The organism is Streptococcus sp. GP0011 (assembly GCF_030546305.1).
Classification (GTDB): domain Bacteria; phylum Bacillota; class Bacilli; order Lactobacillales; family Streptococcaceae; genus Streptococcus.
The window spans coordinates 212563-237226 of the sequence record NZ_JAUONR010000004.1 but is presented as its reverse complement, the minus strand read 5'-3'; the positions used below and the strand labels follow the sequence as shown (position 1 = coordinate 237226).

Annotated in this window: 20 protein-coding genes and 1 pseudogene; 11 read left to right on the top strand and 10 right to left on the bottom strand. The window is 40.9% G+C overall.

The features are described from left to right. From Q4443_RS06455 to Q4443_RS06440, 4 genes and pseudogenes are all read right to left on the bottom strand, one after another. Positions 1-221: hypothetical protein (locus Q4443_RS06455; protein ID WP_303408210.1), on the bottom strand; the 221-nt coding region annotated here is incomplete at its 3' end. A gap of 330 nt (positions 222-551) precedes the next feature. Further along, positions 552-802, bottom strand: a pseudogene (locus Q4443_RS06450) (hypothetical protein). Between the two features lie 160 nt (positions 803-962). Next, positions 963-1937: a sensor histidine kinase gene (locus Q4443_RS06445; protein WP_049518897.1), complete on the bottom strand. Its 975-nt coding sequence runs from the start codon at positions 1935-1937 to the stop codon at positions 963-965. Beyond that, on the bottom strand, positions 1930-2607 hold the full coding sequence (locus Q4443_RS06440) for a response regulator transcription factor (RefSeq protein ID WP_049518896.1): 678 nt from the start codon (positions 2605-2607) through the stop codon (positions 1930-1932). The genes Q4443_RS06445 and Q4443_RS06440 overlap by 8 nt, the downstream gene beginning before the upstream one ends. A 321-nt stretch (positions 2608-2928) precedes the next feature. Here Q4443_RS06440 and Q4443_RS06435 point away from each other — a divergent pair, with 321 nt between their 5' ends. From Q4443_RS06435 to Q4443_RS06425, 3 genes are all read left to right on the top strand, one after another. Beyond that, positions 2929-3498: a TetR/AcrR family transcriptional regulator gene (locus tag Q4443_RS06435; RefSeq protein WP_049518895.1), complete on the top strand. Its 570-nt coding sequence runs from the start codon at positions 2929-2931 to the stop codon at positions 3496-3498. A gap of 86 nt (positions 3499-3584) precedes the next feature. After that, positions 3585-4361, top strand: a complete 777-nt coding sequence (locus tag Q4443_RS06430; protein WP_049518894.1) for a ferredoxin reductase — start codon at positions 3585-3587, stop codon at positions 4359-4361. Positions 4362-4488: 127 nt separating this feature from the next. After that, positions 4489-5580, top strand: coding sequence for a DUF2974 domain-containing protein (locus Q4443_RS06425; RefSeq protein WP_049518893.1), 1092 nt, complete (start codon positions 4489-4491; stop codon positions 5578-5580). Positions 5581-5646: 66 nt separating this feature from the next. Here Q4443_RS06425 and Q4443_RS06420 read toward each other — a convergent pair whose 3' ends face one another. Continuing rightward, positions 5647-10704 carry a YSIRK-type signal peptide-containing protein gene (locus Q4443_RS06420; protein WP_303408209.1) on the bottom strand — a complete coding sequence of 1686 codons (5058 nt, stop codon included), beginning with the start codon at positions 10702-10704 and terminating at the stop codon, positions 5647-5649. A 557-nt stretch (positions 10705-11261) separates the two neighbouring features. Here Q4443_RS06420 and Q4443_RS06415 point away from each other — a divergent pair. Together Q4443_RS06415 and Q4443_RS06410 are read left to right on the top strand one after the other, a co-directional pair. Next, positions 11262-12455 carry a ferric reductase-like transmembrane domain-containing protein gene (locus Q4443_RS06415; protein ID WP_049479088.1) on the top strand — a complete coding sequence of 398 codons (1194 nt, stop codon included), beginning with the start codon at positions 11262-11264 and terminating at the stop codon, positions 12453-12455. Between the two features lie 101 nt (positions 12456-12556). Beyond that, on the top strand, positions 12557-13186 hold the full coding sequence (locus Q4443_RS06410; protein WP_000690824.1) for an MBL fold metallo-hydrolase: 630 nt from the start codon (positions 12557-12559) through the stop codon (positions 13184-13186). A 39-nt stretch (positions 13187-13225) separates the two neighbouring features. Here Q4443_RS06410 and Q4443_RS06405 read toward each other — a convergent pair whose 3' ends face one another. Beyond that, a complete protein-coding gene (locus Q4443_RS06405; protein ID WP_049519283.1) occupies positions 13226-15118 on the bottom strand; it encodes a M13 family metallopeptidase in 1893 nt (630 codons plus the stop codon). 179 nt (positions 15119-15297) lie between these two features. Here Q4443_RS06405 and Q4443_RS06400 point away from each other — a divergent pair, with 179 nt between their 5' ends. The 6 genes from Q4443_RS06400 to Q4443_RS06375 all read left to right on the top strand — a co-directional run bounded on the left by Q4443_RS06400 (position 15298) and on the right by Q4443_RS06375 (position 19688). Further along, positions 15298-16020 (top strand): metal ABC transporter ATP-binding protein, encoded by a 723-nt coding sequence (locus Q4443_RS06400; RefSeq protein ID WP_049519285.1) that lies wholly within the window; start codon positions 15298-15300, stop codon positions 16018-16020. Next, positions 16017-16865 carry a metal ABC transporter permease gene (locus tag Q4443_RS06395; protein ID WP_000559774.1) on the top strand — a complete coding sequence of 283 codons (849 nt, stop codon included), beginning with the start codon at positions 16017-16019 and terminating at the stop codon, positions 16863-16865. The genes Q4443_RS06400 and Q4443_RS06395 overlap by 4 nt, the downstream gene beginning before the upstream one ends. A 25-nt stretch (positions 16866-16890) precedes the next feature. After that, positions 16891-17823: a metal ABC transporter substrate-binding protein gene (locus tag Q4443_RS06390; RefSeq protein WP_000733063.1), complete on the top strand. Its 933-nt coding sequence runs from the start codon at positions 16891-16893 to the stop codon at positions 17821-17823. 115 nt (positions 17824-17938) lie between these two features. Then, positions 17939-18433, top strand: a complete 495-nt coding sequence (tpx, locus tag Q4443_RS06385) for a thiol peroxidase (protein ID WP_049519287.1) — start codon at positions 17939-17941, stop codon at positions 18431-18433. An 83-nt stretch (positions 18434-18516) separates the two neighbouring features. Next, positions 18517-19167 (top strand): metal-dependent transcriptional regulator, encoded by a 651-nt coding sequence (locus tag Q4443_RS06380; RefSeq protein WP_049519288.1) that lies wholly within the window; start codon positions 18517-18519, stop codon positions 19165-19167. Between the two features lie 107 nt (positions 19168-19274). Next, positions 19275-19688, top strand: a complete 414-nt coding sequence (locus tag Q4443_RS06375; RefSeq protein ID WP_049519289.1) for a hypothetical protein — start codon at positions 19275-19277, stop codon at positions 19686-19688. Between the two features lie 31 nt (positions 19689-19719). Here Q4443_RS06375 and dtd read toward each other — a convergent pair whose 3' ends face one another. The 4 genes from dtd to Q4443_RS06355 all read right to left on the bottom strand — a co-directional run bounded on the left by dtd (position 19720) and on the right by Q4443_RS06355 (position 24661). After that, the gene (dtd, locus tag Q4443_RS06370) at positions 19720-20163 is read right to left on the bottom strand and encodes a D-aminoacyl-tRNA deacylase (RefSeq protein WP_049519290.1); all 444 of its coding nucleotides are present in this window, start codon (positions 20161-20163) and stop codon (positions 19720-19722) included. A 29-nt stretch (positions 20164-20192) separates the two neighbouring features. After that, positions 20193-22409 (bottom strand): bifunctional (p)ppGpp synthetase/guanosine-3',5'-bis(diphosphate) 3'-pyrophosphohydrolase, encoded by a 2217-nt coding sequence (locus Q4443_RS06365; RefSeq protein WP_049519292.1) that lies wholly within the window; start codon positions 22407-22409, stop codon positions 20193-20195. A 138-nt stretch (positions 22410-22547) separates the two neighbouring features. Next, positions 22548-23678: an ABC transporter ATP-binding protein gene (locus tag Q4443_RS06360; protein WP_000229944.1), complete on the bottom strand. Its 1131-nt coding sequence runs from the start codon at positions 23676-23678 to the stop codon at positions 22548-22550. 113 nt (positions 23679-23791) lie between these two features. Further along, positions 23792-24661, bottom strand: coding sequence for a helix-turn-helix domain-containing protein (locus tag Q4443_RS06355; RefSeq protein ID WP_044021198.1), 870 nt, complete (start codon positions 24659-24661; stop codon positions 23792-23794). Positions 24662-24664 lie beyond the last annotated feature (3 nt).

The following is a 24664-nucleotide window of genomic DNA, read 5'->3' as shown; positions in this document are numbered from 1 at the left end:
AAACGCGTATCAAAAATAGCTAAACCGAATCCTAGTCCAACAATCGATGTCATAAGAGGGGAAATCAACATGGCTCCAATAATGACAGCTGTTGAATTCATATTTAGACCTATAGAGGCAATAAAAATCGCACACATCAAAATCACTATATCTCTTAATCGAACATGAAGATCATCATATAATTTCTCACGGTATTCACGTGTTGAATAATTTCCGGTCATTGGTTACTCCTTTTATTTCATATAATCTTGTTTCTGCTTGGATGATGGCAGAGAGACTTCTTTTCAATCTTACATATTTTTAATTCTCACCTGTTATTTTTTTGAAAATTATCTTTTAAGCATCCGTCAGTCTATCCTTAACATTATATCAAAAATTTTACAGTCTTTCTCTGAAGAAATATATCAATTGAACAGATAGAGAAGGAAGAAACTTTTGTTTCCTTATACGAAAAAGAAAAAAAATGGTATCTCCTCTGAAAGAAGATGCCGTTTTAATCTTTAAACAAGATTGGTGTGTTCGACAATCCATTGCTTCATTTTTATTTTCAATCAGAAGCCATAGATCCCAAACGTGATGATGGTTAGAAGAAACCCCTTGATCCAGTTGCCGAACAGTTGTGCTCCAGTCCCGTCAAAGTATAGACGTTGCTCATCCACTACCGTGTGTTTGGTTTTCAATTTTGCATCATGCAAACCGCCCAAGATGTTGCGATCCCCAAGGTAAGCCTGAAAATTATGGCTACTAAGATAGAGTATCCAATATAATCTAGGATTCCTCCGTCAAAATAACTTTCTTTCATTTTTGCCTCTTTTATTTTTTGACTATATTCTAGTCGTTTCCTAGTGTAACATTTTTTACATCTGGACAATCTTACGGTAACTTCTAGACATTATCATGAAAATAGAGATATAGACTAGAACAAAAATTCCACAGATGGATAAGGTCATCATCAACTATGCTCACTCAATCATCAGATTCCTATTGGAAAACTTGATGCGTACTGTTGTTCCTTTTCCAACCTCAGACTCGATGCGAATCTGGTGACCCAGTTCTTCAGAAATTTTCTTAGATAGATAAAGTCCAAGGCCAGATGACTGCTGAGTCAAACGACCATTGTAGCCTGAAAAGCCACGTTCAAAGACTCGAAGGACATCACTGTTTTTTATCCCGATTCCCGTATCCTTGATACAGAGCTCCTGACCTTCCATATAAATCTCTAGCCCACCTTCCTTGGTGTATTTGAGACTGTTTGAGAGGATTTGTTCAATGACGACCAACAGCCATTTCTTATCAGTCACGATGATTTTGTCAAGGTCATGGAGATTGAGCGCCAGTCCTTTTTGGATAAAGAAAAGGGCATATTTGCGAACCACTTCCTTCACCGGATCCTCCACTTGAACCTTTTCAAATACCAAGTCATCGTGGAAGCTCTCCAAACGAAGATACTGCAACACCAGATTGGTATAGGAGTCAATCTTAAAGATTTCCTGTTCCAGTTGCTGCTTGACCTCACGATCAGAGACTTCTGCTACCAAGAGACGACTCGCTGCAATGGGGGTCTTGATCTGATGAACCCACAAGGTGTAGTAGTCCAGCAAATCCGTCAGCTTGCTCTGCGCTTCCGACTTCTTTTGATACAATTCAGATTCACGCTCTTCGAGCTTTTCTACTAGCGCACATTCCAGAGGAGACTTAGGGTCTCTCTCAGTATAGAGTACTTCCTGACGGTAAACCTGAGCTTCTGCAAATATATCCCAAGCCAAAAATAAGAAGGTCACAAAACTACTGAGCAGAAAGAAATAAAGAAAATAAGTTCCTAGACTAGCAAATAAAAACTGAAAGAGAAGGACGAGAAAGCCTAATGAAAAAATATAGGTAAAAACGCGACTGCGAGAACGCAGATAGGCTAGAAAAAATGATTTCCAATCAAGCATGTTTCAGTCCGTATCCTATTCCTTTCTTGGTTTCAATAAAGCCTACTAAGCCTTGCTCCTCCAACTTTTTACGCAAGCGAGCAACGTTGACAGATAAGGTGTTATCATCGATGAAAAAGTCGCTATTCCAGAGTTCTCTCATCAAGTCATCACGCGCCACGATATTGCCAGCATGTTCAAACAAGACCCGCAAAATTTGAAATTCATTCTTGGTCAAACTCAGGACTTCCCCCTGATAGTGCAGGTCCATAGACTTGGTATTGAGGATCACACCCGCATACTCCAGAAGACTTTCATCCCGCCCAAATTCATAGGAACGGCGCAACAAACCCTGAACCTTGGCAAGGAGCACCTGCTGGTCAAAAGGTTTGGTCACAAAGTCATCTGCTCCCATATTGATCGCCATGACGATATCCATCGCCTGGTCTCTTGAAGACAGAAACATGATAGGTACCTTGGAAATTTTACGAATCTCCTGGCACCAGTGATAACCATTAAAGAGTGGCAAACCGATATCCATGAGGACCAAATGAGGCACCGACTGGACAAATAAGCTCAACACTTCCATAAAATCCTCTACCAAAACGACTTCAAATCCCCACTCAGAGAGCAATTTCCCAACTTGTTGCCGAATAACTTGGTCATCTTCTACTAGTAAAATCTTGTGCATGCGCTCCTCCTTTGTTATTTCTCAAAGTATCAAAACCCTTCATATCAGATTTACGGATCAGTATCTCATACTGTTTAGCAGCCTATTTCCCAAATTCAGATCAGAAAACAGATGCTAAATAGAGAACATTCTCACTGATATCATACCTTATTTTTAATTATAGTTCCAGCCTTATCCTATATTTTCCTTTTTGTGCTCATTTTGTTAGCGTTTCTTTAACTTATTTAACAGATCTAGCCTTCTTATTGACAAGCTAGCCATGATTTGTTAGAATATGAATGAACTAATAAATTTATTCATTCATGAAGCAAAGGAGGTTAAATCCTATTGGACAAAAAACAATCTTTAAAGACAGCAGCCTATGAAGTTTTTTCGAAAAAAGGTTACAAGGCAACAGGTATTTCAGAAATTGCTAGGCAAGCTGGTGTTGCAGTTGGTTCTTTTTATAACTATTACGAGAGTAAAGAAGCCATTTTTCTAGACATCTATATAGATGAAAACAACCGTGTTCGCCAAGCTATGATCGAAGAACTGGATTGGGAAATTGACATGATTGACCTCATTGGTCAACTATTTGCTCAGTCCAGAACTCTCGTTTCTTCCAATAAAATCCTTGCAGAATGGTACAATCCTTCCATCGCAGATGAGTTACACAGCTACTATTCCTCGGAAGAAGGCAAAGTCGCAAATCCTTTTCATCAGTTTCTAGTTAAAACTTTTACAAATCGCATGCAGGCTGAAGGGTACTCGCCAGAAAAGATTCAAGATATTTTACAGGTTTATAATCTGTTTTACTATATGGATATGCATATCACGGAAAAAGATTTTCCAGATATTGGCAAAACTGTTGAAATACTTGCAACCAACTTCATTAAAGGAGTTCTAAAATAAAGAATGGATTTCTTTATTTTTTAAAAAAATATGAATGAATTATTTTTTTAGTTCATTCATAAAATTAAGAACAGGAGTCATAAAAAATGAAAAGAGGTAAAAAAATGTTTATTATCATTCTATCAACACTTGGAGCGCTATGTATTATAACTTGGGGTGCCATCGCTTATCTTGGACGAAGCCAGACATTATCGATAAAATCCATCGAAAACCCCAGCGGAGATCTATATGTAATTCATATCACAAAACCGAGTCATCAAATCTGGAAAGCTGGGGCTTATGCTAAGTTTACACTCCCTGATACCTCGTCCGCTACTAGGAAAAACGAAGCTAAGGGAGAGCAGACCAGTCGATGGCTAACCATTGCCTCCACACCTGATGAAGATGAAATCCTCATTTTAACGCATAATAGTGGTAGCCACTTTAAGGAAACCTTGACACATTTACCGACTGGCAGTGAGATTGAGATGAGTTGGCTTGATTCCTCTTTAACCGTTAAAGATACGAATCAGCCACTAGTTTGCTTTGCATCTGATGTTGGTATTTCTGCTCTACGCCCCCTTATCAAAGAATGGGCTGGTAAAGCACCAATTATTCTCAACCATTTTGACAAAGGAGTTACTATTTTCGATAATGAGATGAAGGAACTGGCTCAAAAAACATCGAATTTTACTTATAAAACTAGCGATGAATTTTCTCAAAGTCAAGCATTTTTAAAACACGCTATTGATGAATACGGCAATCAAGCCAGCTATCTCATCACAGGTCAGCCTGATGATGTAAATGAGATGAAGAATTTTTTAAAGGAAAATGGCATTGATAACAAAAATATCCAAGCAAGCTCGTTTAGGGGGTTGAAATAAAAGCAATCTGTCTTCTCTATATCTGAATCAAACCCTAACTACTAGGTCATTATGTAGAGCGGCTAAACAAGCCTACTAGCTAATTCTATGTAAATGTGGTAGGATAAACATAGAGAAAGGAGCTTTTATGGCCAATATTTTTGATTACTTGAATGATGTAGCATACGATTCCTTTTATGACCTTCCCGTGAACGAGTTAGATGTTCTTGCCTTGACCGAATTAACCTACCTTGCTTTTGATGATGTAGTTACCCAAGAACCACAGCGTCTCATAGATCTTGCACCTCAAATCCCTAGAGACACGACGATGTTGACCAATAAAAACCGTCTCCAGTTGTTGGATCAGCTCGCTCAACACAAACGCTTTAAAAATTGCAAGCTCTCAGACTTTATCAACGATATCGATCCTGAATTGCAAAAACAGTTTGCGGCTATGACTTATCGTATCAGTCTCGATACTTATTTGCTTGTTTTTCGTGGGACGGATGACAGTATCATCGGTTGGAAAGAAGATTTCCATATGACCTATATGAAGGAAATTCCAGCTCAAAAACATGCCCTCCAGTATTTACAGGACTTCTTTGCTCAACATCCTAACCAAAAGGTGGTCCTAGCAGGACACTCAAAAGGGGGCAATCTAGCTGTCTATGCTGCTAGTCAACTCGATCCACTTTTACAAAAAAACATTGTCGCTGTCTATACTTTTGATGCGCCTGGACTTCACAAGGAACTAACCGAAACAGCTGGCTATCAAAACATGATGGAAAGAACGAAAGTATTTGTCCCACAAGGGTCTATCATCGGGATGATGCTGGAAATTCCTGATAAAAAAATCGTCGTTCGAAGCACTGCCTTGGGTGGTCTTGCCCAGCATGACACCTTTAGTTGGCAGGTTGAAGACAAACACTTTGTCCAACTAGACGAGACCAATAGTGACAGCCAGCAAGTTGATACTACCTTCAAGGAATGGGTTGAGACGGTCCCTGATACGGAACTGCAGCTCTACTTTGACCTCTTTTTTGGAATCATTCTTGATGCAGGCATCTCCTCTATCAACGATCTTTCTTCCTTCAAGGTCATTGAACACATTCACCATCTCTTTGTCCAAGCTCAATCCCTCACTCCCGAAGAAAGAGAAACCATGGGACGACTAACCCAACTCTTGATCGACACCCGCTACCAAGCTTGGAAAAATCGAGAATATACAAAAACCAACTAACCTAATGGTTAGTTGGTTTTTTGTTTAAGAAACTAATGGATACTACTTAGAATCTCGAGTATAGAATTAGTCTTCTTTTTTCTTGCGAGACACAAGTCCAAATCCGCTCATCAAACCAAGTACTCCTAGAGCTGCCAAAGCTGCATGATCTTCCGTACCAGTATTAGGTAATTCTTTGGTTGCTTTAGTAGTTGGAAATTGCTCAGTCGGTTTTTGTTGAGGGGCAGTTACAACTTTTTCGTAGACATGTTCTGTGTCGCCGTTTGGAAGTTTCTTAGTCTCTACGAAGCGGTAGCCTGGAATGTCTTTCTTCGGTTGTTCACCCTCTTCGGTTGGATATCCTGGAATTTCATTTCCGTCTTTATCCTTGTGACTAGTCTTCACTTTTTCGTAGACATGTTCTGTGTCGCCATTTGGAAGTTTCTTGGTCTCTACGAAGCGGTAACCTGGAATATCTTTCTTAGGTTGTTCGCCGTCTTCGCTTGGGTGGCCTGGAATTTCATTCCCTTCCTTATCCTTGTGACTAGTCTTCACTTTTTCGTAGATGTGCTCTGTATCTCCATTTGGAAGTTTCTTGGTCTCTACGAAGCGGTAACCTGGAATGTCTTTCTTCGGTTGTTCACCGTCTTCGCTTGGATAGCCTGGAATCTCATTGCCTTCCTTATCCTTGTGACTAGTCTTCACTTTTTCGTAGACATGTTCTGTGTCGCCATTTGGAAGTTTCTTAGTCTCTACGAAGCGGTAACCTGGAATATCTTTCTTAGGTTGTTCGCCGTCTTCGCTTGGATAGCCTGGAATCTCATTGCCTTCCTTATCCTTGTGACTAGTCTTCACTTTTTCGTAGATGTGCTCTGTATCTCCATTTGGAAGTTTCTTAGTCTCTACGAAGCGGTAACCTGGAATTTCTTTCTTCGGTTGTTCACCGTCTTCGCTTGGATAGCCTGGAATCTCATTGCCTTCCTTATCCTTGTGACTAGTCTTCACTTTTTCGTAGATGTGCTCTGTATCTCCATTTGGAAGTTTCTTAGTCTCTACGAAGCGGTAACCTGGAATATCTTTCTTCGGTTGTTCACCGTCTTCGCTTGGATAGCCTGGAATCTCGTTCCCTTCCTTATCCTTATGACTAGTCTTAACCTTCTCATAAACGTGCTCTGTATCTCCATTTGGAAGTTTCTTGGTCTCTACGAAGCGGTAGCCTGGAATATCTTTCTTAGGTTGTTCGCCGTCTTCGCTTGGAATTAATGTATTCCCCTTAGTATCTACAAATGAAGTAATTGGACGTACAGTTGGAGTGTATTTTGCAGTTATTTCTGTTCCGTTCTTATCAACTCGTTTGACTGTAACTCCTGAAGCCTTTCCAACAAAGTCTTTTTCTGGTGTGAAAGTTACCACACCATTTTCATCAATGGTATAAGTTCCTTCTCCCGGAACAACTTTCTTAGTCGTGCCATCATCAAAGGTTGGTTTAACATTTTCATCAATTTCAACAGTCTTCTCTACACCATTTACTTCAACTTTACCACCAGTAAAAGTTGGTGTACCGTTTTGTGTTTGTCCTTTAGGTCCTTCAGACTCATCATCTGTAGAAGTTGGTTTAACAGGTATTACAGTTGGAGTATACGTTGCTGTAGCAGTTGCTGTAATATCCGTATCATTAGCATCTTTTCCTAATTTTGCAGTAAGTGAAACTGTGACAGGTGTAGCTGTACCGGTGAATGTCTTCAATGGAACAAAAGTTACTTCACCTGTTTCATTATTAATTGAGTAGGTACCCTGACCATCAATTGTTAGAGTATCAACAAATCCACCTGTTTTTGGATCTACTAACTTAGCAGGCGAAGAAGCACTTGGTTTTACTGGTGATTCATCTCCAACAGATGTAAAGGTTGGAGTTTCTTTTTGAGTAGCACCTTGAATATCAGTCGAAGTCACATTAAGCCCTTCAATCGTATCAGTTACTGTAATATGGTAGGTTGTTGTAGCGGTTGATGAATCAACTCCATGATCAACTCCCGACTCAGTTCCACCGATTGTTGCTTCAGTAGTGTAATTTCCATTACTATCAATAACATCAATCTTAACAGTATATACCCCTACTTCATTTAAGCTATATCCACTAGCAATATTGTAGTTATTTGCATCTTGTTTAGTATCAAATACTTTTTGAACTCCTGAAGGCGATGTTACTGTGATTCGAGTGATATAGGTAGTTTTTCCGTATTTAGTATCTTCAGAGTCTGAGATGCTTACTGCAGCTTTTGCTTCATTACGAGGGTCAACCGCAGTACCTTTTGTTGAAGTATAATCTTGTGAAGTTGCTGTTGGTTTTGTATTTACAACAGTTGCCACATCAGTATTTGTAGCAATCGTTCCTCTAATAATCCCACCAAATCCTGACTTAGTATGAACTTCCCAAGAGTCATTTCCAAGCTTTGTAGCAGTCACTTCCGTTCCATCAGATGACGCCCATGTATTTGAATGTTTGTCATAAGTGACAGTTACTGACATGCCATCACCTACTTGATTAGTGTTCTTAGAAACATAAATCGTTTCTGGACGAGTTGGCGTTTCTACACTTGTCACTTTCCCAGCGCTATCAAGCTGTCGAATGTACTCATAGATATAAAATTTCATACCACCGTCTAGCTGAGCTTCTGTGTACACTTGACGTTTAGTCCATCTTGTCGTACCATCACCATTCAGTGTTTTACTTTCAGCATATTCGCTTGGTAGCTCCCAGTGTCCGGTAGCCTTATTAAAAGTAGCAGTGTGTTTTTGCCCATCAGTTCCATTCAATTCAACTCGATCACGTAAGAAAGTTCCCTTAACATTTTCAGCTGATGCTTCTACTTTGATATTATCAACACCAACTTTTGCAGTTGCCTCTGACGTGACTGGAATATTAAAGACGGTATTTGAATCTACAGCACCTAGTTCTTGATTTTCAGTAACCGCTGTATTGGTTGAACCACTATCTACAAGCCATTTACTATTAACGGCTTTCAAGTTTGTTACAGTTCCATCTGGCATTGTAACCTTAGCACTTGTAGCACCTTTCGAGATTTTAACAGGAACTGTTGTTGAATAGGTTTCAACGTTTTGAACTTCAACTTTAGGCTTAACAACTACAGTAATAGAACCGTGCGCCTCTTGACCTGACTGATTCCATGTCGTATTATTAGATAATTTATCATAATCTTTAGCAAATACTGAAACGGTATAGATACCTGCCTCTGTCACCTTACCTCCAATGACAGCATTACCCATGTTGGTTCCAGCAGCTTTTTGCTCTTCAGCAGTACTGTTTGTTACAGTATAGTTGGTACCAGGAATCAACACTTTAGAATCATCTAATTCTGCTCCTATAGTGTTGTAGCCTGAGACACCTGTGACTGCTTTAGAAGAATTTTGACGAACTTTAACTACTTTACCTTCAGCAGTTGTATAGTCATAGTTTCCTGCTGAATTGCCAGGTATCGCACTAGCTCCCGAAGAATCATGAAAACGAAGATTGATATTCGCATCATCACCAACAGTTCTATCATAACGAGCTGAATCTGACTGAATTGTAGGAGGTGTGCTATCTTGCCAACCTACCCAACCAGCACGTAGATTCTGAATTTGGAAGGTGACAGTCCGCCCATCTGTATTCGTTGCAGTAATATTAAATCGTAAGTCATACACTCCATTTTCAATACCAGCAATTACTTTACCTTGAATGGTATCTGTCGCCTCATCATAAGCAACACCTGGTACAAGGTTAGTTGGTGTTACAGAGGTAAGACTCCAACCAGCTTGCTTAGCTTTTTCTGTAACTGCAATACGATCTTTCAAACCTTTAATATAAACTCTGTCAACTCCTTGTTCATACCCATAGCCATAAATTTCTGTAGCTAGGTATTCATAACCACCGTTAGCAGAGTATATTGACGTCGCAGCGTTTGAAATTCTTGACCCATCCGCACGGAGTTTATTTCTCCAAAGTGGTGCTTCTTCAGCTAACTTTTTAGCGGCATCAGGGGTTAATGGATAGTCTACACGTCCTTTGTTGTTATGACCAGTTTTTCCACCCTGTTCTGTATGCATCCCATTTCCAGCATTGGTATCTTCACCAGTCCGCTGATTAGAATAGACTTCTATCTCTAACCCTGTAGCATCAGTACCCGTAATTAATTTAATTTCTTGTACTGGAATTGTATAGGTATCTTTACCAGTATGATTTGCAGCGTTTGTTTCCGATGCATGAGTTGTGTTAGAACCCTCTTCGGCATAGAAATCTTGAGCAGCCAAAGCTACTCCAAAGTTCCAGTCATTTCCAACTCCTGCTTTTTTCAGATCATTGTAGACAGCAAGAATGGAATCATTTAAGCGTGACAATTGATCATTGATTTGTTTAGCTGTAAGGGCATCATTCGCTAGGACTTTTTTAGTTTCTGCAATAACTCCCTTATTATTAGCTACCGCCGCCTCAATCGCCGCTTTGTTTTCACCCTCAACCTTATTTTTCCGGACTGCTTCAGTTGCTAAAACATTGGTTACCTCAGCTTCAGAAGTAACTTGTTCTAAGATTTTTTTAGCTTCTTGGACTGGTACAACAGTTTCTTTTGTTTCTTTGGTTTCTTCTGCTTTTTCTGTAGATTCCGTTATTTTCCCAACTTCGACAGACTCAGCAAATACCGTAATTAACTCTTTAATCTTAGCAAGTTCAGTATCCACTTCCTCCTGCTCAACTATCTCTTTTGAGATGACAGATTTCGCAGAAACTAATAGTTCTTTAGCAGATGTTAGTACCAAGTCATCTATATTCTTTGCTGTTTTTACTTTCTCTTCAAGTTCTGTAATTTTTTTAACTAAATCCGTTTTATCAACCGTCTTAAGGGCAACTTCTTTTTCTTTTTTTATCGAATTTTCAGGTGTTTTTGTTTCCGTAGAAGATTCCGTATTCAATGTCGATGTTGAAACAAGCCTAGTATCTGCTCCTTGAAGTTCCATCGCTGATACTGCTCCATTGCCCAAAAACATCAAACCTGCTGAAATTGCTACTGATGCTACTCCTAAACTATACTTTCGAATCCCGTATCGAATGTATTTCTCCGTTCTAAAATCCTGTTGCTTACTCTTCATAAGATACACAACCTTCCTATTTTTATTATATCGATATTGAAATATAGAAAAAAAAACGAAATTTCTTCCCTACTCAAAAAATGGTCTTTAAATTTCATTATTCTAAAAGGATTATATCCTTGTATTCAATATGCATATTCATACTAACACTTTTCCCTATCTTTTTCAACAACTTTTATAATTTTATTTTAGAAAAATACAAAAATAATTTAATGGTAAATACTTTAAAAAACCAATATTCATGTAGGTTTATAGCGTGTAAATTCCCGGAACTATTTATCTTATAATTAAATAAAATACACTTTTATGTATCAATTTATTTTTTAGAGTTTTGTAGAAGTTAAATTTTTCCCACCCTTACATTGTTATAACAAAAAAATTTCTATAAGAAGTACACAAATCAAACAGTATATTTCTTAACCGTTATTTATAGATTATCATGAAAATTTGACTTAGAGGCCGAGACCCTAAACCTTGACTACAGATTCATTTTTTGTTAAAATGTAACAAATCTTATTACATCCAATATAAGATAAATCCATGAAAGGACTTCTACTATGAAATCATTAAAAGGTATTTTATTTATCGGGCTTAGTATGTTTCTGACTATCCTAGCTTGGCTCAGTTCAGGTGTTAGTCAGTTTCTAATCCCTGGTTTAGCTCTCACTACGCTCTCACTTACTTTTATACTAGCTAGCCGTTTACCCTTGCTTGAGGCTTGGTTTAACGGACTTGAAAAAATGTATCTAGCTCATAAATTCACGGCTTTTCTATCCATTCTCCTACTAACCCTACACAACTTTAGCATGGGAGGCCTCTGGGGTTCGCATTTGGCCGCACAGTTTGGAAATATCGCTATCTATATCTTTATCAGCATTGTTCTGGTTGCCTATCTGGGACAATATATCCAGTATGAAGCATGGAGATGGATTCATCGATTGGTTTATCTAGCCTATATCTTTGGTCTCTTTCATGTTTTGATGATCATGGGAAATCGTCTCCTCTCCTTTAGTTTCCTAGGTCTTATCTTTGGAATCTATGCTATTTTAGGCTTGCTTGCAGGTTTTTATATTATTTTCCTTTATCAAAAGATCGGTTTCACCTATCTTGGAAAAATCGTAGGAATCAAACGCCTCAACCACGATACGACTGAAATTGAAATAGAACTTAGCCATCCTTTCACCTACGAATACGGGCAATTTGCCTTTCTAAAAATTTTCCAAAAAGGTTTTGAGACTGCTCCACATCCTTTCTCCATCTCTGGAGGAAAAGGACGAACTCTTTATTTTACGATAAAAAACTCTGGTGACCACACCAAGAATATCTATGACAATCTTCAAGTCGGTAGCAAGGTTGCTGTTGATCGCGCCTATGGGCATATGACTATGGAACACGGTCCAAAGCAGCAAATCTGGATTGCAGGTGGAATTGGAATGACACCCTTCATCTCTTATATCCGGGAGCATCCTATCCTAGACAGAAATGTCCGCTTCTACTATAGTTTCCGTGGGGAGGAAAATGCTGTCTACCTAGATCTACTTCGTGACTACGCCCGTCAAAATGCTAACTTTGACCTTCAGCTGGTCGATAGCAATGAAAAAGGATACCTGACTTTGGATCAAGAAGAAATCCCTGACCAGTCTACTGTTTATATGTGTGGACCTCTTCCTATGATGAAGGCCCTTGCCAAGCAAATCAAGAAAAAGAATCCCAAAGCAAAACTCATTTACGAAGGTTTCAAGTTTAAATAAGATCATTGTCCCTCTAACACAAATGAGGGACTTTCTTTTCACTTTATTTCTCTCTTCTATGCTATACTTAGTTTAGTACATTCTTTGAGATTGGAGCCAGTATGAAAATCCATAAAACCGTGAATCCCATTGCCTATGAAAACACTTATTATCTGGAAGGGGACCAACACCTGATTGTGGTTGACCCAGGTAGCCATTGGAAAGCTATCCGCAAGACTATCGAAAAAATCAACAAACCAGTCTGCGCGATTCTCCTGACCCACACCCACTACGACCATATTATGAGTCTGGACTTGGTTCGTGATACTTTTGGAAATCCCCCAGTTTATGTAGCAGAGAGTGAAGCTAGCTGGCTTTATACACCTGTAGATAATCTCTCTGGTCTCCCTCGTCATGATGATATGGCAGACGTGGTCACAAAACCTGCAGAGCACACCTTTGTCTTTCATGAAGAATACCAGCTTGAGGAATTTTGTTTTACAGTTCTACCAACCCCAGGGCACTCTATCGGCGGCGTTTCCCTGGTCTTTCCTGATGCCCATCTTGTCTTGACCGGAGATGCTCTTTTCCGAGAAACCATCGGTCGGACAGACCTTCCTACAGGTAGCACGGAACAACTCCTTCATAGCATTCAGACGCAACTCTTCACCCTCCCTAACTACGATGTCTACCCTGGGCATGGTCCAGCTACGACTATCGCTCACGAAAAGACCTTTAATCCCTTTTTCTAACAAGCAAAAAACCAAGGAAGAAAATCCTTGGTTTTTGTCTTACCAAATAATCACACGATCCTCTGGTGAACGCCACATACCGTCGCCTTCTTTGACATCATAAGTTGTAAAGAAGTCATCGAAGTTTGGTACTTGGACATTGACACGGAGTTTAGCAGGCGCGTGCACATCGACACTGGCCATGAGTTTCATCAACTCCGGACGGCCTTTCATACGCCAGATACGAGCAAAGTTGTGGAAGAATTCTTCAGCAGAGAAGTCTGGCTCTCTCTTAGCAGCTTCAAGGGCTGCAGCAATTCCTCCAAGGTCAGCAACGTTTTCTGAAACTGTCAACTTACCATTTATAGTGGCACCATAAGATTCTTGACCATCAAACTGGTCGATAACTTTCTGAGTTTTTTCCTTAAAGGCAGTATAGTCACTCTCTGTCCACCAATCCTTGAGGCTACCATTTTCATCAAAGGAAGCTCCATTTGTATCAAAGGCATGAGAAATTTCGTGAGCGATAACTGCTCCGATACCACCATAGTTGGCTGAAGATGACTGATGCAAGTCATAGAATGGAGCCTGTAAAATGGCAGCTGGGAAAACAATCAAGTTCTTCTGAGGATTGTAGTAGGCATTAACCATGTGTGCTGGCATGCCCCACTCCTTGTAGTCAACTGGCTGGTTCCACTTGCTCCAGCTGTGCTTGATTTCCACACGCGCAAAGGCTAGGGCATTCTCAAAGAGACTGGCAGTTTCGTCCACTACCTTGTCCTTGTAGCGGGCTGGCAATTCCTCTGGATAACCGATATAAGGCTTGATGACATTGAGTTTGACAATAGCCTTATCACGCGTTTCAGGAGTGAGCCAGTCATTCTTAGCCAAACGTTCCTTATAAACATCAATCATAGTCGCCACTTTTTTCTCTACGTCTGCCTTAGCTTCTGGGGAGAATTTTTCATGCGCATACCAGAGACCAAGGGCTTGCTTAAAGGGACCTTGGGCCAAGTGATAGGCTGCCTTGACCTTGTCCTGAGCTTCTGGAACACCTGAAAGGGCACGTCCATAGGCACCTGATAGGACACGAATCTCGTCTGTGAGATAGCTGGTTGAAAGATTGACCACAGCCAAAATCAAGGTTGCCTTAAGCAAAGGCCACGCTTCTTCACTATAAAATTGGTCTGCTGCTTGCCAGAAACGTTCCTCATCTACGATAACCTTATCTGGAGTTTGTCCAAGAACTGCTTGGAAGAAATCATCCAAAGGTAGGGCAGGGGCAAATTTCTTGAAATCTTCATAAGCGTATGGATGGTAGAGTTTGGCATATTCTGAACTTTCTTCGTTTGAAAGAACCACTGCTGCGATACGACGGTCCAATTCCAATCTCTTCTCTAGTAAGTCTTCGATTTCCTCATCTGAAAAATCATAGGCTTTGAGAAGATTTGCGCTACTTTCCTTCCAAAGCGTCAAGAGCTCCTCACGTTGAGGATGGTCTTCAGCATAGTAGGTTGTATCTGGCAAGATAGTTCCTGGTGCACTTGCCCAGAGAACATTGGTTCTGGCATCCATAAAGTCTGGTGATACTCCAAATGGAAGGAAGTTTGGTTTACCTGCTAGTTCAAACTCTGCCAGTTTGCTGGTAAAATCTGCAAAGCTCTCCAAATCTTGGTATTCCTTGAGCAGAGGAAGGACAGGCTTGATTCCATCTGCATCCCTCTTATCAAAATCACGTACCATACGATGGTACTTAACAAAATTTGCGAGGATAGCGTCCTCTGGAACATCTTCGCCTTCCAACCACTTGTCCGTAGTTGCCAGCATTAACTCTTCAATTTCCTCATCAAGGTCAATAAAGCCACCTGTTCGAGATTTATCAGCTGGAATAACAGCTGTTTTTTCCCATTCTCCATTGATTGCATCATAAAAATCGTCTTGATAACGTGTCATCTTGTTCTCGCTTTCATTTTTTCACTTATTCTTAGCTTAGCAAAAAACACTTGGGAATGCAATTAAAAATGGTCTCTCTTTTCACTTCATTTTTCAGTTTTTATTTTAAATTTTTCAAAAATTAACTTGACTTAATTTTTTTTTTAAGGTATATTAAAAGGCAGGAGGAATACAACTGTATGATACGTATCGAAAACCTCAGTGTCTCCTACAAAGAAACGTTGGCACTAAAGGATATTTCACTAGCGCTCCACGGACCAACTATTACCGGAATTATTGGTCCAAACGGTGCTGGAAAATCAACTTTATTAAAAAGTATGTTGGGAATTATCCCACACGAAGGTCAGGCCTTTCTCGATGACAAAGAAGTCAAGAAATCTTTACATCGAGTTGCCTATGTCGAGCAAAAAATCCATATCGACTACAATTTCCCTATCAAGGTCAAGGAATGTGTCTCACTGGGACTCTATCCATCTATCCCGCTCTTCCACACTTTAAAGGCCAGCCACTGGAAAAAAGTGGCGGATGCACTTGAAATCGTTGGACTCTCAGACTATGCTGATCGCCAAATCAGTCAGCTCTCTGGAGGACAATTCCAACGTGTTTTGATTGCCCGCTGCTTAGTGCAGGAAGCTGACTACATCTTTTTAGATGAGCCTTTTGTCGGGATTGACTCGATCAGTGAAGAGATTATCATGAATACACTGAGAGACCTTAAAAAAGCTGGTAAAACAGTTCTCATCGTCCATCATGACCTCAGCAAAGTCCCTCATTATTTCGACCAAGTTATGCTTCTCAATCGAGAATTGGTTGCTATTGGTTCAACTGAAGAAACCTTTACCGAAGTCAATCTCAAAAAAGCTTATGGTAGTAAGCTCTTCTTTAATGGAGGTGACCTATGATAGCAGAATTTATCGATGGATTGCAACATTTCCATTTCCTACAAAATGCCTTGATAACAGCTATTGTCATCGGGGTGGTTGCTGGTGCTGTGGGATGTTTTATCATCCTACGTGGTATGTCTCTCATGGGAGATGCCATCTCTCACGCAGTTTTGCCCGGTGTAGCCCTTTCCTTTATCCTGGGAATTGATTTCTTTATTGGAGCCATCATCTTTGGCTTGATGGCTTCCATCATCATTACCTACATCAAGGGGAACTCTATTATCAAGAGTGACACTGCCATTGGTATTACCTTTTCATCTTTCTTAGCCCTAGGTGTCATCTTGATTAGTGTTGCCAAGAGTTCGACAGACCTCTTCCATATCCTTTTTGGGAATATCCTCGCTGTCCAAGATACGGACATGTGGATCACCATTGGTGTGGGTGCATTGATTCTCTTGATTATCGGGATTTTCTTTAAACAACTATTGATTACATCCTTTGACGAACTCCTGGCTAAAGCCATGGGAATGCCCGTCAATTTCTACCACTATCTGCTCATGGTGCTCTTGACCCTTGTGTCAGTCACTGCCATGCAAAGTGTTGGAACTATTCTTATCGTGGCCATGTTGATCACCCCAGCTGCGACGGCTTACCTTTATGCGAATAGCCTAAAGAGCATGATTTTTCTTTCATCAACCCTAGGGGCAACCGCTTCTGTTTTGGGACTCTTTATCGGCTATAGCTTCAATCTCGCAGCAGGATCCAGCATCGTGCTCACATCTGCCAGCTTCTTTTTAATCAGTTTCTTTATCTCTCCAAAGCAACGATACTTGAAACTAAAAAATAAAAAAATCAATAAATAAGGGGAAACCCTTCTGGAGGAATCTAATGAAAAAATTAGGTACATTGCTCGTTCTTTTTCTTTCTATCATTGGATTAGCTGCCTGTGCTAGTGGGAAAAAAGATACAGCATCTACAAACCAAAAACTAAAGGTTGTAGCGACTAACTCTATCATTGCTGATATTACTAAAAATATCGCTGGTGACAAGATTGATCTTCATAGTATCGTTCCTGTTGGTCAAGACCCACACGAGTACGAACCACTTCCTGAAGACGTAAAGAAAACTTCTGAGGCTGACCTCATTTTCTATAACGGTATCAACCTTGAAACAGGTGGCAATGCTTGGTTTACCAAATTGGTCGAAAATGCCAAGAAAACTGAAAACAAAGACTACTATGCAGTTAGTGACGGCGTAGATATCATCTACCTTGAAGGTCAAAACGAGAAAGGCAAAGAAGACCCACACGCTTGGCTCAACCTTGAAAATGGGATAATTTATGCTAAAAATATCGCTAAACAGCTGATTGCAAAAGACCCTAGCAACAAGGAATTCTACGAAAAAAATCTCAAAGACTATACTGAAAAGCTAGACAAACTGGACAAGGAAGCTAAAGAGAAATTTAACAATATCCCTGCTGAGAAAAAACTCATCGTAACCAGCGAAGGATGCTTCAAATACTTCTCTAAAGCTTACGAAGTTCCAAGTGCCTACATCTGGGAAATCAACACAGAAGAAGAAGGAACACCTGAACAAATCAAGACCTTGGTTGAAAAACTTCGCCAAACAAAAGTTCCATCACTCTTTGTTGAATCAAGTGTCGATGACCGTCCAATGAAGACTGTTTCACAAGACACAAATATCCCAATTTACGCACAAATCTTTACTGACTCAATCGCTGAAGAAGGTAAAGAAGGTGACAGCTACTACAACATGATGAAATACAACCTTGACAAGATTGCTGAAGGTTTGTCAAAATAATCCATTAAAAACGTCATTCTCACCGAATTGGCGTTTTTTTACACTTTCCGGTCAAATCATTGGAAAAATCTGATAATTCTCGGTAAAATGAAAGAAAAAAGAATGGAGTAGTTTCATGACCACTTTTCTCGGAAATCCTGTAACTTTTACAGGTAAACAACTGCAAGTCGGAGACAAGGCACTTGACTTTTCTCTTACAACAACCGATCTCTCTAAAAAAACGCTAGCTGACTTTGATGGAAAGAAAAAAGTCTTGAGTGTTGTCCCTTCTATCGATACTGGTGTCTGCTCAACGCAAACACGTCGCTTCAACCAAGAACTTGCCAACCTTGACAACACCGTCGTTCTTACCGTTTCTATGGACCTACCATTTGCCCAAGGACGCTGGTGTGGGGCTGAAGGTCTTGACAATGCCATCATGCTTTCAGACTACTTTGACCATTCTTTCGGACGTGATTATGCCCTCTTGATTAACGAATGGCATCTCCTTGCACGTGCCGTCTTTGTTCTCGATGCTGACAATGTCATCCGTTATGTAGAATACGTTGACAATATCAACACGGAGCCAGACTTTGAAGCTGCTATTGCTGCAGTTAAAGAACTGGACTAAAATCAAAGCCATTAGGGCAGAAGGCTAGAGAAATCTAGCTTTTTTTGATATACTAGATGGAGAGAAAAGACAAGAGGAAACGAATGACGCCAAATAAAGAAGACTACCTAAAATGTATTTATGAAATCGGTACGGAGATGCAGAAAATCACCAATAAAGAAATTGCTACCCGTATGCAAGTCTCTCCACCTGCCGTAACAGAGATGATCAAACGCATGAAAAGTGAAAATCTCATCCTCAAGGATAAGGAGAATGGCTATCTATTGACAGATATTGGGCTCAAACTAGTCTCCGAGCTCTATCGCAAACACCGGTTGATTGAGGTCTTTCTAGTTCACCATCTCGACTATACCAGTGACCAGATCCATGAGGAAGCTGAGGTCCTAGAGCACACTGTATCTGACCTCTTCGTAGAGAGACTGGATAAACTACTGGGCTTCCCTAAAACCTGCCCCCACGGAGGAACCATCCCAGCTAAGGGAGAGCTCTTGGTTGAAATCAACAACCTACCTTTAGCAGATACCAAAGAAGCTGGAACCTATCTCCTGACTCGGGTTCACGATAGCTTTAATCTGCTCAAATACTTAGAAAAGCATGAAATTCATATCGGTGACCAAGTCCAAGTCAAGCAGTTTGATAATTTTTCCAATAGCTTTACTCTAGTCAACAAAGACGAAGATCTCCAAGTTAGCATCGATATCGCCAAACAACTCTATGTCGAAAAAATTAACTAAGCCCTTATCCCTGAAAAAAGTTCCTTTCAGGGATTTTTTATTATTTTGCTTGTAAGTCCCATTCGTTTGGTGTAGAATGAAGCTAGATAAAAGAGGGAGGTCTTCCTATGAAAAAGCTCTTTAGAATCCATTTTGTAGCCATTGTACTCTGCGATTTGCTACTGTTGGTAACTTTCAGACCCCGATACGAACTTTCTTTGGAGAGAGGTCTGATTTTTTGCTTCATTTTCATCCTTACTCAGGGACTACTGCTGTCTCGCTTAGTCTTCCGACTCAAAAAACAGTTCTCTGAGATTTATCCTCAGATGAACAAAAAAATTCGCTTCTACTATTTAGGAGTGCTCATCAGCGATTTTCTATTATTTGTCTTTTTATCCATCACTGGCCCTCAATATTTCTACTCTCTTACTCCAGTCTTTACTTCCTGTCATTCTACTTTATACTATATAACGGCTAGCCACCTAAGAGAAAACTATCCCGACTTTTACAACAAACACATCACCTTCTGGGAGTGTCTATAAACAAAAACCAAGCCAGCTGGGCTTGGTTTTCTTATCTATTTTTAGTATCAAGAATGATGGTAACTGGCCCATCATTGACTAGCTCCACCTGCATATCCGCTCCAAAGATGCCTGTCTGAACGGGCACTTCCTGAGCTAGCTTTTGGTTGAAAGCCTCATAGAAGGCAGCTGCCATATCCGGCTCGGCTGCTCCTGTATAGGCGGGACGATTGCCTTTCTTGGTATCCGCAAAGAGGGTAAACTGAGAAATAGAAAGGAATTCCCCTTCAATATCCTTGACAGACAGATTCATCTTGCCTTCTGCATCAGAAAAAATCCGCATATTGACAAGCTTTCTCACAGAATAGTCCAGATCTTCCTCTTGGTCCTCTGGCCCAACACCGACCAGTAATAAGAGTCCCTGATTAATTTTTCCATGAACCTGACCTTCGATACTGACTCGGGCTTTCTTGACTCGTTGAATGATGATTTTCATAATAGCCTTTCTGGTAACTGAAGAGAGAATTAACCGTTGGTCCGTTTGACAGAGTAAACCTCTGGCACACTCTTAATCTTGTCCACGACTGTGGTCAGTGTAGAGAGGTTGGAAATACCAAATGAGACATGGATATTAGCAAATTTCATATCCTTGGTTGGTTGAGCATTAACGGTTGAGATATTTTTGGTCGTGTTGGAGAGAACTTGTAAAACATCGTTCAAAAGCCCTGTACGGTTGAGACCATAGATATCGATGTGGGCAGTGTATTCCTTGCTTGAGAATTGATCTTCCCACTCCACATCAAGGAGACGTTGCTCGTAGTTTTCTTGGGCACGGAGATTCATACAGTCCACACGGTGAATAGCCACACCGCGTCCCTTAGTAATGTAGCCGACAATGTCGTCACCCGGCACTGGATTGCAACACTTGGCAATCCGAACTAGGAGACCTGAAGCACCTTCAATGACCACGCCACCCTCATGCTTAACCTTGAGGGTTTCTTTGTTCTCAACCTTAACTTCGCCACCTTTGACAAGCTCTTCTGCCTCCGCCTTGGCCTTAGCGCGTTCTTCCTCACGACGTTCCTTTTCGGTCAAACGGTTAAAGACGGTAATAGCGCCAATTTCTCCAAAACCAATGGCCGCAAAGAGAGACTCCTCTGTCTTGTAGCTGGTCTTTTGAAGGACCTCGTCCATATGACGCTTGTCCATAAACTTATTGGCTACATAGCCGTTTTCTTGGAACTGGACCATCAGCATCTCACGGCCCTTGTTTACGGATAATTCCTTGTCTTGATTTTTAAAGAACTGACGAATCTTGTTGCGCGCCTTGCTGGTCTTGACCATATTTAGCCAGTCACGACTCGGACCAAAGGAGTTGGGGTTGGTGATAATTTCAACCTGATCCCCTGTCTTGAGCTTGGTTGTCAGTGGAACCATACGGCCATTGACCTTGGCGCCAGTCGCTTTTTCACCGACTTTGGTATGGATTTCATAGGCAAAGTCAATCGGTCCTGAATCTTTTGGAAGGGAACGAACTGCACCATCTGGAGTAAAGACGTAAATCTCCTCCGCCAGATAGTTTTCCTTAACAGAGTCCACAAATTCCTTGGCATCATCAGCCTGGTCTTGGAGCTCCATCATCTCCTTGATCCAGTTCATTCCAATAGCAGATTCCTTGCTGTTGACCTGCCCTTTAATGCCTTTCTTATAAGCCCAGTGAGCCGCAACCCCATACTCAGCCACCTCATGCATTTCCTTGGTACGAATCTGGAATTCAATCGGCCCTTTTGGCCCATAAACAGTCGTATGAATAGACTGGTAACCGTTGGCCTTGCGGTTAGCGATATAGTCTTTGAAGCGGCCTGGCATGGGTTTCCAAAGTTCATGCACATAACCCAGCATGGCGTAAACATCACTCTGGGTATCTAAGATACAGCGAATGGCAATCAGGTCATAAATTTCCTCAAAGCGTTTCTTCTTATCCTGCATCTTGCGGTAGATCGAATAGATATGCTTAGGACGACCATAGATTTTCCCTTTGAGATTGCGTTCGGTAGCATAGTCCTCCAACTTGGTTACGACTTCGTCGACCAGAGCCTCACGTTCTCTGCGTTTTTCCTTCATCATGTGGGTGATCTTGTAAAACTCAGTTGGATTGAGATAACGGAAAGATAGATCTTCCAACTCCCACTTGACACTGGAAATCCCTAGACGATGAGCAAGTGGTGCGTAAATTTCCATGGTTTCTCTGGAGATACGTTCTTGCTTGTCCTTTCGCAGGTGTTTGAGAGTCCGCATATTGTGCAAACGGTCCGATAATTTAACCAAGATAACGCGGATATCCTCAGACATGGCCATAAGCATCTTGCGGTGATTTTCAGCCAATTGTTCCTCGAGTGATTTGTACTCAACCTTACCAAGCTTGGTCACCCCGTCAACGATAATCCGAACATCATGACCGAACTCTCTCTCCAAATCATCCAGTGTCGCATCTGTGTCTTCAACCACGTCATGCAAAAAACCACAGGCAACGGTTACAGCATCCAGCTTGAGCTTAGCCAAAATGCCTGCTACCTGAATGGGATGGATAATATAGGGCTCTCCTGATTTCCGAAACTGCCCACTATGACAATCAACTGCGTAAATCAATGCTTTTTGTACAAAAGCAACGTCTTCCTTTGTTAAATATTCTTTCGTTAAAGCGACTACCTGATCGCCCGTCAAATTCACTTCTTTCGGCATCTATACTCTCCAATTCTTCCTACCATTTTATCACTTTTTTAAGGATATGAAAACTAGAAAAGCCTGTTTTTATGCCAATACCAATCATTAAAAAAACACTACCAGATTTCTATAGTAGTGTTTTGACATTTCATTTTCTTAGTAGACTGTTTTTTCAGTTTCTACATCGAAGAAGTGTGCTTTGTTCAAGTCAAATCCAAGTTCAACTGTTGCACCTGTTTGCAAGTAGTCACGAGCATCCACTTTTGCAACAAATTCATCTTTACCAACTTGGCAGTAAAGGTGAGATTCTGAACCAAGCAATTCTGATACAGAGATAGTTGCTTTAACAACTGATTCTGGGAATGTTTCAAGGAAAGCAGGTTCTGCATTCACATCTTCTGGACGAATACCGAAGATCAATTCTTTTCCTTCGTAGCCTTTGTCACGAAGAACTTTCAAAGCACCTTCTGGCACTTTCAAACGGAAACCGTCAGAAACAATTTCGCTACCAACCAATTTCACATTGATGAAGTTCATAGCTGGGCTTCCGATAAATCCTGCTACAAATTTGTTAACTGGGTTTTTGTAAACTTCTTGAGGGGTACCGATTTGTTCAACACGTCCGATAGTACCTGTACCAGCAGGGTTCTTAGTAGCTGACATGATAACAATACGGTCTGCAAGAGTCATCGCTTCTGTTTGGTCGTGAGTTACGTAGATAGTTGTAGCTCCGATACGACGGTGGATTTTCGCGATTTCAGCACGCATGGATACACGAAGTTTGGCATCCAAGTTTGACAAAGGTTCGTCCATCAAGAACACTTTTGCATCACGGACGATCGCACGACCCATGGCAACACGTTGACGTTGACCACCTGAAAGGTCAGCTGGTTTACGATCCAAGAATTCTTTCAAACCAAGGATTGCTGCTGCTTCTTGCACACGTTTGTCGATGTCTTCTTTGCTGTATTTACGCAATTTCAAACCGAAAGCCATGTTGTCATATACAGTCATGTGTGGGTAAAGAGCGTAGTTTTGGAATACCATGGCGATGTCACGGTCTTTTGGAGCTACGTCGTTGACAACCACGCCATCGATAGATGCAGTACCTTCTGTGATGTCTTCAAGACCAGCAATCATACGAAGAGTTGTTGATTTACCACATCCTGAAGGACCTACGAAAACGATAAATTCCTTGTCTTTGATGTCCAAGTTGAAGTCTTCAACTGAGTAGTGTTCGCTGTTTGGATATTTTTTGTAAATGTTTTTAAGATTTAATTCTACCATCGAGGTGAACTCCTTTTGTCTTTTGATAGTTTTATTATAGATGAAAACGCTTTATTTTTCTATGGCAAGGTGACCAAAAAAATAAAAAAGTTCTGTGCAACTTGCACAAAACTTTAAAGAATATCTGGTAAAATCAACTGATAACAAAGAGTGAGATCCGTCAACTCCTTCAACTGAAGTCCTGTCAATTCTTCCCATCTATCAATCTTGTATTGGAGAGAGTTGCGGTGCAGATAGAGTTGCTGGGCTGTTTTAGTCAGAACAGCACTGTTTTCCCAGAGAGAAAGGATAATTTCCTGAATCTGGTCTTGATCCAAGATCATCTGGTGCAGGCATTCCTTGGTTACCTTCAGGTCCACTAGTCTTTCTCCCATACTCCATAGATAGAGTTGTGAAAAGGTGTGTACACCTTGGTGACCCTGACGCCACCAAGTCTTAAACAAATCTCGCTCCGCTTTGATTAAGTCTGATAGGGCCTGAGGACCTGTCTGAGACCAAACCTGCCCCAACATGATCGACAGACGAAGACCAAAATCATACTCAACTGCCTCAATCGTATCAGATAAGATCGAGCGAACAGAGGTGTACTTATCTTGTTGAAGCACAAATACATAATCCTGAGCCCCGACCTGCAATACTGTCTGGCAGTTGGGAAAGAGGGTCCGCATCATGTCTAGCCAAGAGGATAGATTTTCCTGTTGGAAATAGGAAAGATGGCAATAAACCAGTTGTATCTTTTTAAATGTTTGCGGTGCCTGCCCCTTCCCCTCAATCAGATAGGGATACCAAGGATTGAGCGAACGAGCCTGCTCTTGCTGGGTCAAAAGGGCAACCAGCTGCTTTTCACGCTCGCTGAGCCCAGCTTCCTCCAGTAAAATCCACTGCTGAGAAGCTAAAGGGAGAGTGAGATAGCCTGGTTTCTCTACTGGCTGATCTGAAATCTGAGCTTCAGGAAACCAGTCTTGTAATTCCTTTGCAATCATGTC

What these genes read in the sequence shown, in the direction of transcription:
- Q4443_RS06445 (WP_049518897.1), bottom strand. Translation starts at nt 1,937, where the DNA reads ATGCTTGATTGGAAATCATTTTTTCTAGCCTATCTGCGTTCTCGCAGT.
- Q4443_RS06440 (WP_049518896.1), bottom strand. Translation starts at nt 2,607, where the DNA reads ATGCACAAGATTTTACTAGTAGAAGATGACCAAGTTATTCGGCAACAA.
- Q4443_RS06430 (WP_049518894.1), top strand. Translation starts at nt 3,585, where the DNA reads ATGAAAAGAGGTAAAAAAATGTTTATTATCATTCTATCAACACTTGGA.
- Q4443_RS06425 (WP_049518893.1), top strand. Translation starts at nt 4,489, where the DNA reads ATGGCCAATATTTTTGATTACTTGAATGATGTAGCATACGATTCCTTT.
- Q4443_RS06420 (WP_303408209.1), bottom strand. Translation starts at nt 10,704, where the DNA reads ATGAAGAGTAAGCAACAGGATTTTAGAACGGAGAAATACATTCGATAC.
- Q4443_RS06415 (WP_049479088.1), top strand. Translation starts at nt 11,262, where the DNA reads ATGAAATCATTAAAAGGTATTTTATTTATCGGGCTTAGTATGTTTCTG.
- Q4443_RS06410 (WP_000690824.1), top strand. Translation starts at nt 12,557, where the DNA reads ATGAAAATCCATAAAACCGTGAATCCCATTGCCTATGAAAACACTTAT.
- Q4443_RS06405 (WP_049519283.1), bottom strand. Translation starts at nt 15,118, where the DNA reads ATGACACGTTATCAAGACGATTTTTATGATGCAATCAATGGAGAATGG.
- Q4443_RS06400 (WP_049519285.1), top strand. Translation starts at nt 15,298, where the DNA reads ATGATACGTATCGAAAACCTCAGTGTCTCCTACAAAGAAACGTTGGCA.
- Q4443_RS06395 (WP_000559774.1), top strand. Translation starts at nt 16,017, where the DNA reads ATGATAGCAGAATTTATCGATGGATTGCAACATTTCCATTTCCTACAA.
- Q4443_RS06390 (WP_000733063.1), top strand. Translation starts at nt 16,891, where the DNA reads ATGAAAAAATTAGGTACATTGCTCGTTCTTTTTCTTTCTATCATTGGA.
- tpx (WP_049519287.1), top strand. Translation starts at nt 17,939, where the DNA reads ATGACCACTTTTCTCGGAAATCCTGTAACTTTTACAGGTAAACAACTG.
- Q4443_RS06380 (WP_049519288.1), top strand. Translation starts at nt 18,517, where the DNA reads ATGACGCCAAATAAAGAAGACTACCTAAAATGTATTTATGAAATCGGT.
- Q4443_RS06375 (WP_049519289.1), top strand. Translation starts at nt 19,275, where the DNA reads ATGAAAAAGCTCTTTAGAATCCATTTTGTAGCCATTGTACTCTGCGAT.
- dtd (WP_049519290.1), bottom strand. Translation starts at nt 20,163, where the DNA reads ATGAAAATCATCATTCAACGAGTCAAGAAAGCCCGAGTCAGTATCGAA.
- Q4443_RS06365 (WP_049519292.1), bottom strand. Translation starts at nt 22,409, where the DNA reads ATGCCGAAAGAAGTGAATTTGACGGGCGATCAGGTAGTCGCTTTAACG.
- Q4443_RS06360 (WP_000229944.1), bottom strand. Translation starts at nt 23,678, where the DNA reads ATGGTAGAATTAAATCTTAAAAACATTTACAAAAAATATCCAAACAGC.
- Q4443_RS06355 (WP_044021198.1), bottom strand. Translation starts at nt 24,661, where the DNA reads ATGATTGCAAAGGAATTACAAGACTGGTTTCCTGAAGCTCAGATTTCA.